General features: G+C 41.3%; 10 protein-coding genes and 1 tRNA gene. 7 read left to right on the top strand and 4 right to left on the bottom strand.

What is annotated here, in order from left to right; translation table 11 throughout:
* Positions 1-932, top strand: a 932-nt coding sequence (locus tag V7K21_RS07405; protein WP_442948855.1) for an eIF2A-related protein, incomplete at its 5' end; no start/stop codon positions are given.
* A gap of 126 nt (positions 933-1058) precedes the next feature.
* Here the strand turns inward: V7K21_RS07405 and V7K21_RS07400 are convergent.
* A tRNA-Val gene (locus tag V7K21_RS07400) sits at positions 1059-1131 on the bottom strand.
* 143 nt (positions 1132-1274) lie between these two features.
* Here V7K21_RS07400 and V7K21_RS07395 point away from each other — a divergent pair.
* The 3 genes from V7K21_RS07395 (at position 1275) to V7K21_RS07385 (ending at position 4412) form a co-directional block, all read left to right on the top strand.
* Complete coding sequence (locus tag V7K21_RS07395; protein WP_335172913.1) at positions 1275-1862, top strand: metal-binding protein; 588 nt, start codon at positions 1275-1277, stop codon at positions 1860-1862.
* A 50-nt stretch (positions 1863-1912) separates the two neighbouring features.
* Entirely contained in the window at positions 1913-2731 is an 819-nt protein-coding gene (gene mazG / locus V7K21_RS07390) for a nucleoside triphosphate pyrophosphohydrolase (RefSeq protein WP_335172911.1), read from the top strand.
* Between the two features lie 373 nt (positions 2732-3104).
* Positions 3105-4412 (top strand): glutamate-5-semialdehyde dehydrogenase, encoded by a 1308-nt coding sequence (locus tag V7K21_RS07385; RefSeq protein WP_335172909.1) that lies wholly within the window; start codon positions 3105-3107, stop codon positions 4410-4412.
* Between the two features lie 60 nt (positions 4413-4472).
* Here V7K21_RS07385 and V7K21_RS07380 read toward each other — a convergent pair whose 3' ends face one another.
* A complete protein-coding gene (locus V7K21_RS07380) occupies positions 4473-5888 on the bottom strand; it encodes an isochorismate synthase (protein ID WP_335172907.1) in 1416 nt (471 codons plus the stop codon).
* Between the two features lie 313 nt (positions 5889-6201).
* On the opposite strand from V7K21_RS07380, the gene menA reads away from it, so the two are divergent.
* The 3 genes from menA to V7K21_RS07365 are packed head-to-tail and all read left to right on the top strand — an operon-like array spanning position 6202 to position 9501.
* Positions 6202-7098 (top strand): 2-carboxy-1,4-naphthoquinone phytyltransferase, encoded by an 897-nt coding sequence (gene menA / locus V7K21_RS07375; protein ID WP_335172905.1) that lies wholly within the window; start codon positions 6202-6204, stop codon positions 7096-7098.
* Between the two features lie 13 nt (positions 7099-7111).
* A complete protein-coding gene (locus tag V7K21_RS07370) occupies positions 7112-8080 on the top strand; it encodes an o-succinylbenzoate synthase (protein WP_335172903.1) in 969 nt (322 codons plus the stop codon).
* Positions 8081-8106: 26 nt separating this feature from the next.
* Complete coding sequence (locus tag V7K21_RS07365; protein WP_335172901.1) at positions 8107-9501, top strand: 2-succinylbenzoate--CoA ligase; 1395 nt, start codon at positions 8107-8109, stop codon at positions 9499-9501.
* Here the strand turns inward: V7K21_RS07365 and V7K21_RS07360 are convergent.
* Together V7K21_RS07360 and V7K21_RS07355 are read right to left on the bottom strand one after the other, a co-directional pair.
* Positions 9494-9940, bottom strand: coding sequence for an acyl-CoA thioesterase (locus V7K21_RS07360; RefSeq protein ID WP_335172899.1), 447 nt, complete (start codon positions 9938-9940; stop codon positions 9494-9496). The two genes, V7K21_RS07365 and V7K21_RS07360, sit on opposite strands and share 8 nt — an antisense overlap.
* A 186-nt stretch (positions 9941-10126) precedes the next feature.
* Positions 10127-10585, bottom strand: coding sequence for a type II toxin-antitoxin system VapC family toxin (locus tag V7K21_RS07355; protein WP_335172898.1), 459 nt, complete (start codon positions 10583-10585; stop codon positions 10127-10129).
* Between the last annotated feature and the right edge of the window lie 120 nt (positions 10586-10705).

Raw genomic sequence — 10705 nt, 5'->3', positions numbered from 1 at the left:
TGTGGGACATTTCCGGTAAGCAAATCGCCGAACTCAAAGGGCATACCAACTATGTCAACAGCGCCAGTTTTAGCCCGGATGGCAAACGCGTTGTTACCGCCTCATTTGACAACACCGCGCGGGTGTGGGACATTTCTGGTAAGGAAATTGCCGAACTCAAAGGGCATACCAGCAGAGTCTACAGCGCCAGTTTTAGCCCGGATGGCAAACGCATTCTCACCGCCAGTGATGACAAGACCGCGCGGGTGTGGCGGGTTGACAATCTCAATGAACTGTTGTCTCACGGTTGTCAATGGTTGAATGATTATCTTGTCATCAATCCCAAAGACTTGGAAACACTAGAGGTCTGCCAAAATAAATCTAATTTAATAGCAGCAGCACCGTTTTTAGTTCAAGAAGGTGAAAACGAAGCCAGAGAGGGCAATATTGATAATGCAGTTGCGACCTTTCACACAGCCTTGAAATGGAATCCCAGTTTAAAATTTGACCCCAAGGTAAAAGCACAAGAGTTTGCTAACAAAGGAAACGCGGAACGTTTGATTGCAGAAGCAGAGAGAATTGTGAAAGGGGATAAAGTCAAGGAAGCACTAGCAGATTATACCGAAGCTCTAAAGTTAGATCCCAACGTGGAAATTTCTGCCGATTCTTGGAACTCACTTTGTCGCCAAGGTAGTCTGCGAGGATATGCCAAGGATGTGTTATTTGCCTGTGACAAAGCCGTTGTCCTTGCACCTGACAATAATCGTGACAGCCGGGGACTGGCGAGGGCGCTGACTGGCAATACCCAAGGCGCGATTACTGACTTTGAAGCATACATCGCCCAGACTGAAGATAAAGATAGTAAAGCACAACAGCAGCACTGGGTGAAAGATTTACGGGCGGGGAAGAATCCGTTTACAGAAGCAGAGCTTAAGAAGTTACGGAATCAGTGAGACATTGTGCAAAAAAATTAAGTCACGATCAGATTCGCCAGCGTCCCCTGCCTTAGCTAGGAAATACCACAAATTCAAAAAGGCTAGAAACTGCATGTAAGCTGTCTCTAGCCTTATTCTAATTAATGGGCAGTACCAGACTCGAACTGATGACATCCTGCTTGTAAGGCAGGCGCTCTACCAACTGAGCTAACCGCCCTTTTTACTAATCCTTAACTAATATAGCAAAACATTTCGCGTGGCGCTAGTTGTTTTGGGAAAATCTTTTTTTCTCTTATACTGACTCAGTATTCAGTCACTCAGCACGGGCTGAACGCCCCGCTATCGCTAACAGGATTTAGGATGCCCTCTGGTCGGACACACGATCGCATTACTATGTATACTCTGCCGTTGGTGGCGGGCGTTACTTTCTGGCAGACTCACAGTAGCAATGCCACTTTGTTGGTTGCAGGCGGGTTTCTATTTGGAGGGCTAATGTTTGGCCCCGATTTGGATATTTACTCTGTGCAATTTCAACGCTGGGGTTTCTTGCGCTGGATTTGGCTACCTTATCAAAAAAGTCTCCGCCATCGTTCTTTTTTATCCCACGGGCCGATTATTGGCACGATCCTGCGGATACTTTATCTGGGGTGTTTGCTAGCTATTTTGGCAATTTTCGTTTTGGCAATTGCCGAAAGGTTGGGGAATCTGAGCTTTACTTGGCAGGATTTGGGACAAACTGTGGGGCGATCGCTCGTACAATACGATACTGAATATATCGCCCTGTTTTTGGGGTTGGAACTCGGTGCGATGAGTCATTCTCTCAGCGATTGGGGCGGTTCGGCTTATAAGCGTTTTAAAAAGCAGGGGGTTCGGGGGTTGCTTCCTAGTGGCAAAATTAAGAGGCGGAAAGTGAGGGGTAGTAGTCGTCGGGCGAAGACTAAGAAATGATTTTTTAAACGCGAAGGGACGCTAAGGGAAGCGCAGAGGTACGCAGAGGTATGGAAAATCAAAATGAGAGTTTGGCGGCGTTGCAGGAGTTGATTGAGGTGGTGGCAAAATTGCGATCGCCTGATGGGGGTTGTCCTTGGGATTTGGCGCAAACTGCCGAAACGCTGACGCCTTATGTGATTGAGGAAGCTTACGAGGTGGTGGACGCGATTAAGAGTGGGGATAAGGGGGCGATCGCTGAGGAGTTAGGGGATTTGTTATTACAGGTGGTATTACAAGCCCAAATCGCTAGCGAATCTGGACAATTTTCTCTCAAGGAAATAACTCAAGGAATTTCCCAAAAGTTGATTCGCCGTCATCCTCATGTGTTTGGTGATGTGTCGGTAGCAAGTGTGGATGAGGTGCGGCAAAATTGGGAACAAATTAAAGCGGAGGAAAAAGGTGAAGCATCTCCAGACGCGCAAAAACTTAGTGCTAAACTCGGTCGTTATGGGCGTACCCTTCCCCCGTTGACGGCGGCGATGAAGATTTCCCAAAAGGCTGCGGCGATCGGGTTTGAATGGGAAAATATTCAGGGCGTCTGGGATAAGTTTCATGAGGAGTTGGCGGAGTTTCAACAGGCTTTGGCTGAGGAAACACTAGAACGACAACAAGCAGAATTAGGCGATTTACTGTTTGCAGCTATTCAACTAGCCCGTTGGCATAATCTTGACCCTAGCGCCGCTTTACAAGGCACAAATCAGCGATTTGTTCAGCGATTAGAAAAAATGGAGGCAGTTGTTGACCGTCCCCTTTCTGATTACAGTTTGAATGAGTTAGAAAATTTGTGGCAACAGGCAAAAGCGCAACTTGCCAAAGAAGGCTCATAAGTTAAAGCTCCTCGGTCAGGGTAAAGAGCAGTATAAATTATTTCCTTAATAAAAAGACTAGAGAAACATAACTCACTTTGTCTCTCTAGTCTCGGTACGCATAAATCATATTTAGAACTTTCAAAGAATGCCTGTACTAATACTTAAAATATTTGTATAGTTGTGAAGTTATTACTTCTGGTTTTTCTGTGTTCGATAATTACACAATAAATGTTTTAAACCAAGTCTTGCTTCACCCGATCAGAGTAATTATTGATTACCCACATGGTTCACCCGATTGGAGGAAGACGATAAGGGAGGAGGGAGGAAAATAACTAATAACCAATGATTAACTCAGTGTTGATAAGATGAGGAAAAGGTAAAGATTTGTGCTATGACTATTCTTAACATTGCTTCTCCCCTAATTACGATCGCAGGGCAAACCCGCCAAGCTGCAAGTAAGCTAGCGATTCTCTCCACTGAAGCCAAAAATCAAGCGCTTGTTGCGATCGCTCAAGCTTTAGAATCAGCCACAGATGAAATTTTACAAGCAAATGTTGCTGATTGTGAAGCTGCTACTTCTGAAGGAATTGCCAAACCACTTTATAAACGCTTGCAGTTAGATGAACATAAGTTAAGAGATGCGATCGCTGGGGTACGAGATGTTGGTAAGCTAGCTGATCCAGTCGGTAAAGTGCAGATTCACCGCGAATTAGACACTGGTTTGACTCTCAAGCGGATTACTTGTCCTTTAGGTGTTTTGGGGATTATTTTTGAAGCTCGTCCAGAGGCGGCGATTCAAATTGTTTCTTTGGCTATTAAATCGGGTAATGGTGTAATTCTCAAATGTGGAAAGGAAGCGGTGCGTTCTTGTAAAGCAATAGTTAAAGCAATTAAGCAGGGATTATCTCATACTACTGTTAATCCTGATACGGTGCAGCTGCTAACAACTAGAGAAGAAACTCTAGAACTTTTGAAGTTAGATAAATATGTAGATTTAATTATTCCTAGAGGTTCTAATTCATTTGTCCGCTTTGTGCAGGAAAATACGCGGATTCCGGTACTAGGCCATGCCGATGGGATTTGTCATCTTTATATAGATAAAGCCGCTAATATTTCTAAAGCAGTTCCAATTACTGTCGATGCCAAAGCGCAATATCCTGCTGTTTGTAATGCCATTGAAACTTTGCTAGTTCACTCCTCTATTGCTACAGAATTTTTACCAAACGTTGCTGAGGCTTTACAAGAACGCCATGTGGAATTAAGAGGTGATAAACGTACCTTAAGAATTTTACCTAACATTGTAACTGCAACAGAAATAGACTGGGAAACAGAATACAGTGATTTTATTTTGTCGATTAAGATTGTAGACTCTTTAGAAGATGCGATCACTCATATTAATGAATATGGTTCTCGTCATACCGATGCCATTATCTCTGAAGATTCAACATCTGTTGAAACTTTTTTTGGACTGGTAAATTCAGCTAATATATTCCATAATTGTTCCACCCGCTTTGCTGATGGCTTTCGCTACGGTTTTGGTGCAGAAGTAGGGATTAGTACGCAACAAATGCCTCCCCGTGGTCCTGTTGGTTTAGAAGGATTAGTGACGTATAAATATCAAATGACTGGTGATGGCCATATTGTAGCTACTTACACCGGGGCGAATGCTAAAGCTTTCACTCATCAGGATTTAGTTTAAAACTAAAATATAAGCTTTCATACAGAGAAATTTTTGGATGTTTTTTATTTGGAAGTCTCTTTAAACTAACGCTTTTAGTAACGCCTGAAGCTTAAGCTGCACCTCTGCAAACTCCTTATCAGGATTAGATCCTGCAACAATACCAGCACCAGCATACAATCTCGCGCGATCGCCATAGACCAATGCTGAACGAATTCCCACAATAAACTCGCAGTTCCCCTGAGAATCTATCCAACCTAGAGGCGCAGCATACAAACCTCTTTCAAAGTTTTCGTAACGACGAATTTCGGCACAGGCTACATCTCGTGCTGCACCGGCAACGGCTGGTGTAGGATGCAATTGGGCGACAATCTTTAATGGATGGATGTTAGCAGGAACCATAGCACTGATTGGTGTCCATAAATGCTGGATATTCGATAATTGTCTCAGGCGGGGTGTTAATATTTGGGGTAATAAACCTAGCTGGCATAGGCGTTGTGTAATGAAATCAAGTACCAGCGAGTGTTCGTGTTTTTCTTTTGCACTATTGAGTAAGCGATTGGCATTAGCTGCATCTTCAGCAGGCGTTTTACCTCGTGGTGCAGAACCAGCCAAAGCATCGGTGATTAACTGTTGATTATTAATACTAATTAATCGTTCTGGACTTGCACCAATAAAGTTTTGTCCCTTACCATTACTTGTAGAAAAAATATAACAGTTAGGATGTATTCGCCTAAGATTATTTAAGGATTTAACTAAGTCAAAATGATTGCTTGACTTGACGTCTAATATATCTGCTAGCACAATCTTACTCAAATGACTAGACCGAATTTTTTCCAAAGCAGATACTACTGAACGTTTAAACTGAGCAGCATTCGTGACAGATTTATTGAATAATTTTGCCGGAAAGGAATCAATATTAGCAGAGTAATATTCTAAAGATTGGAGAAATTCAATTTTATTTTGCACAGTCTCCAACAACCTTTGAATATTTACATTTTCATTGATAATTATATTTGTTACTAATGTACAACGCTGATTTTTCACAGCTACTTGCCAACGGGGGAGAAAAATGGTAGCAGATGGAAATGGATAATCTACTTGGGAATTTTTATCAAAAAAGCTGAAATAACAAAAAAAGTGAGGCCCAGAAAAAGGTTGGTTAGCGTTACCAAAATTAATTATATTTTTTAGACAAGATTTGATAAAATTTTCTGCTTTAGTAAAACGGTCTGCTCCATCAATTTGTAATTTTGTCACAGCATCAATTGCTGCGATCGCTTCTCCTTTACCTTTGTCCTCAAAGTAAAAATTTATTTCATTTGCTTGTGTAAGTTTGTCCAATACAAGTAAAGGGTCAACTAAATCAATCTCCTGGGAGATACTGACAATTTGCCTGCAATTATTGTTGACGCACTTTTCTTGCACTGCTACCAGAAATTGATATAAATCTTTGTGTTCTACAAATAAGTTGTTACGACATGGTAAAACTGTCATGGATCTTCTAACGATAGTAAATTTTTTTTAAGTTAACTTCCTAAAGTGTAATTAATCGTGGTCGTATTTTTACAGGTAACATATTAAGTTGCTATTTTACCAGCGTAGGGTTTGCCTTGTTTGTGGTGTTCTCAGAACATGATAAGCGAGTTTCAGCCTTATATTGCAACGTCAGGGTGAGTGTTAACAACACAAGGTTAACAAGCCACAGTAAAAGTGACAGTTGTTTGTATATCACCCATATCTGGAGTCTCTTTAAATCATAAAATCTAAAGTCTGAGTAATGTTCCGGCAATTTAATTAATTACAACTGATGACTACCAAGCAGATTTTATATCCCAACACTAAGTTATGGATGGCAGCGATTAAACCGCCAATGTATAGCGTTGCCATTATGCCCATTTGGGTAGGAACAGCAGTAGCATTTGCAGAAACTAAAATGTTCAATGGTGCAGTATTTTCTACTTTTGTAACTGCGGCAATTTTAATTCTTGCCTGGGAAAATATCAGTAATGATGTCTTTGATTCGGAAACAGGTATTGATCAAAACAAGCACCATTCTCTGGTCAACTTAACTGGCAATAAGCTATTAATATTTTGGATAGGAAATTTGTGTTTAGGTTTAGGGTTGCTGGGCATACTAGCGATCGCCTTTTGGCAACAAGACTTAACTGTCATCGCCATAATTCTGCTGTGCTGCGGTTTGGGCTATATGTACCAAGGGCCTCCCTTTCGTTTAGGATATCAGGGTTTAGGCGAAATTCTTTGCTTTTTTGCCTTTGGCCCCTTAGCGGTGGAGGCAGCATATTACAGCCAAACTCAAACTTGGTCAATAACGAGTTTAGCAGCCTCAGCGATTGTGGGGATTGCCACTACCTTAATTTTGTTTTGCTCACATTTTCACCAAGTCAAGGATGACATAGCCGCAGGTAAGCGATCGCCTATCGTCCGTCTAGGAACAGCAAAAGGGGCCCAACTCCTAGTTTGGTTCACTGCTAGCATTTATCCCCTCACCCTGCTGTTTGTCCTGTGGGGAATTTCTCCAGCTTGGACATTGCTGAGTTGGCTGAGTTTGCCCTTTGCTGTAAAATTATGCCGCCACGTCCAAAAAAATCACAACCAGCCTGACAAAGTTAGTAACTGTAAATTCATTGCTGTAGCCGTGCATTTTTGGGCTTGCTTACTGTTGGGTTTGGGATTTATGCTTTAGCAATTACTAATTGATGCGTTATCAATTTAAATTTCGTCCCTATCGGCGAAGATTTGTGCGAACACTAACTACCAATCATGGTAATTGGGATATTCGTGAGGGCATTATCCTCCGTCTCACCGATGAAACTCTTAGAGTTGGTTGGGGAGAAATTGCCCCCATTAGTTGGTTTGGTTCTGAAACCCTAGAACAAGCCTTAGATTTTTGTCGTCAACTCCCAGAAGAAATCACAAATAACACAATTTTCTCCATCCCAGATCAGTTACCAGCTTGTCAATTTGGCTTTGAGTCAGCCTGCGAGTGGGGGAGTGGAAAGTGGGGAGTCGGAAGTAAGGGCGATGAAAAAAATAATTTCATAACTCCTAACTCCTCACTTCTCCCCTACAGCGCCTTATTACCAGCTGGGGAAGCGGCTTTGAATCAATGGGAAACCCTATGGCAGCAGGGATATCGCACGTTTAAGTGGAAAATTGGTGTAGATGCGATCGCTGATGAACTAGAAATTTTTGAGTCACTGATCCACACCTTACCAGCCTCTACGAAACTGCGATTAGATGCCAACGGTGGACTCACCTATGAAGAAGCTAACTTATGGCTGTGGACTTGCGACAATCTCAAGGCAAATGGAGAACTACCCCTAGAAATTGAATTTATTGAACAACCGTTGCCTGTTGAGCAATTTCAGGGAATGCTGGAATTGAGTATGAGTTATGAAACTGCGATCGCTTTAGATGAATCTGTCGCCACACTTGAACAACTCGCCGCCTGTTATCAACAAGGTTGGCGAGGAATTTTTGTGATTAAGCCTGGAATAGTCGGATCGCCATCTCGTCTGAGAAAGTTTTGCCAACAGCATCAAATTGATGCTGTATTTTCATCAGTCTTTGAAACTGCGATCGCAAGACTTGCAGCACTCCAATTAGCGGCAGAATTATCCCAAAACAACAGGGCAATTGGTTTTGGCATCAACCATTTTTTTTAACAAGAGGAAACGTGGCTTCAATGTTTATGCAAACACCTTTAGACTGTCTTAATAATCTGACTCAGGATGATTGGCTTATTGGTTATAACAGCCATGAATTTAATCAAATTGCTCAAGAATTATATTTTGAACTAACACAGTTATCAGCGTGGAGAACACCACCAAAAATCATCTTAGCTGAACGTGAACCATTACGATTTTTAGCCAGTTTTATTGCCGCTTGTGCAGCTAATTGTCCAGTTTTTCTTTGTAACGCCGACTGGGGAACACAAGAATGGCAACAAGTCTTTGATTTAGTACAGCCAGATATTATTTGGGGAATCGGGAATCGGGAATCGGGAATCGGGAATGGGAAAAATTACCAATGCCCAATACCCCATGCCCCCTGCCCAATGATTATGATTCCTACAGGTGGTTCATTAGGGCAGATTAAGTTTGCCATCCACACTTGGGGAACTCTCATAGAATCTGTACAAGGATTTACAGAATACTTTCAACTAAAACAAGTCAATTCTTTTTGTGTATTACCGCTATATCACGTTAGCGGTTTAATGCAATTTATGCGCTCTTTAACCACCGGAGGTAAACTGGCAATTATGCCATTTAAAGCAGTAGAACAAGGTCAAATATTGAATATTAAAAACTCAGATCTTTTTATATCTTTAGTACCAACACAGTTACAAAGACTTTTGCGAAATCCAGAATTAACTGAATGGCTAATCCAATTTAATACTGTACTTTTGGGTGGTGCACCAGCATGGAACGAACTATTAGAGAAAGCTAGATTTCATCGTATCCGTTTATCACCTACCTATGGGATGACAGAAACCGCCTCTCAAATTGCTACCCTCAAACCAGATGATTTTCTTAGTGGTAAAATGAGCAGTGGTCAGATTCTTCCCCATGTTCAGGTAACTATTCGCAATCAGCAAGGCAAAATTTTAAATTCAAATCAAATAGGAAATATCAATATTCGTACTCAATCTTTATCCCTTGGTTACTATCCTAAAATTAGAGAAAATGAGGAAATTTTCCAAGTAGATGATTTAGGTTTTTTAGACGACCAAGGTTATTTAAATATTATCGGACGTAACAGCGACAAAATTATTACAGGTGGGGAAAATATTTACCCAGCAGAGATTGAATCAGCTATACAAGCAACTCAAATGGTTGCCGATATTTGTGTCATCGGTATCCCAGATAAACACTGGGGACAAGCCTTAACAGCGATTTACATTCCCAAAAAATCAGATACCTCTGCCTTAAAAATCCAAACTCTACTCAAAGACAAACTCAGCAAATTTAAAATCCCTAAATATTGGATTCCTCAGCAAAACTTACCCCGCAACTCCCAGGGTAAAATTAACCGCCAACAGTTACAGCAAATAGCCACAGAATTCCTTCAAAATCCTATCACATAATCTCTCTAGACTTTCTTCTCTCTGCGCCCTCAGCGTCTCTGCGGTTCGTATCCAACCACTGGATAATTTCTTCAGGTAATTCCTGCTTACTTCTACTACTTGCATCAATACAAACATGCCTAGTAATAGCCTTTGCAACTACCACCTCAGCCACTGTAATTTCGTAAGTAATTTCAAACTTATCAACACCTAGTTTTTGGAGTACTAAACTAATCAGTAATTTGTCACCGACAAACATAGGGCGTAAAAAATCAATATTAGCATGAACAATGGGAAAAGCCACAGATGGACTAGCAAAAAAATCTTTGAGATTAATACTTGATGCTTCTAGAGATTCTTCATAAGCTTCATGGCAAATACTCAAAACATTAGCAAAATAAACTACCCCAGCAGCATCAGTATCTTGAAAGCGAACTGTGCGGTTATAAGTAAAAGGCATTTTTGACAATTAAATATTAAAAACAAAAAAACAGCAGGTTGATTGCTTGCTCTACAAACTAATTTTATTGCAACTAAGTAAGTTGGTGATAAAAATTCAATTTCCCCAGTTCTGAGTTTGTATCGATTTGTTTAGTCTCATCCAATGCTTTAAGGTTAAATATATGGTGAGGAAAGGCGATCGCTTCTATATTAACGGCAATGTTGGTACATCGAAATCATTAAACGAGCAGATATCGTAAGACGAAGCGGCTATTGCCCTCACCAGCTTACCGTCGAGAGTCAGTAAAGTAGCACCTACCTGCTGGTAAAGGGCGACATAAGAAGCATCGTAGGCAGAAGTTCCATAACTCAAGCTTATAGTAACTGCATCCGCCATCAAATCAGCTATTGAAACAACACGCAACGAAAAAGCTTTCAGAGTGGCTAAATCTGTCTGAACCTCAGCAGCAGTGTACATCCTTGCACGGACATACTTCCAGAACGTGTTAGCACACTCAATGTAAAAAAGGTCTGGAACAAAAATTTCTGTCTGTAGATTGGCGAGATGACCGAAGAGTTGATTAACTTTGGCAGTTAGTGGGTCAGCAATAAAATACTTGATGCACACACTGGTATCTACCACACATCTAAAAGGATTGCTCATCTATCGCGGTCTTCTCGAATTAGTTCAGTACGCCTTATGTGAATTAAGCCACAGGATGCTGTTCAAAAGTAAGAACATCAATACCAAAACGCTGGCGCAGAAAAATACGCAGAGTATGAC

It is taken from the genome of Nostoc sp. (genome assembly GCF_036919595.1).
Lineage (GTDB): Bacteria > Cyanobacteriota > Cyanobacteriia > Cyanobacteriales > Nostocaceae > Nostoc.
The sequence above is the reverse complement of the archived record's forward strand: the minus strand, read 5'-3'. Positions and strand labels throughout refer to the sequence as shown.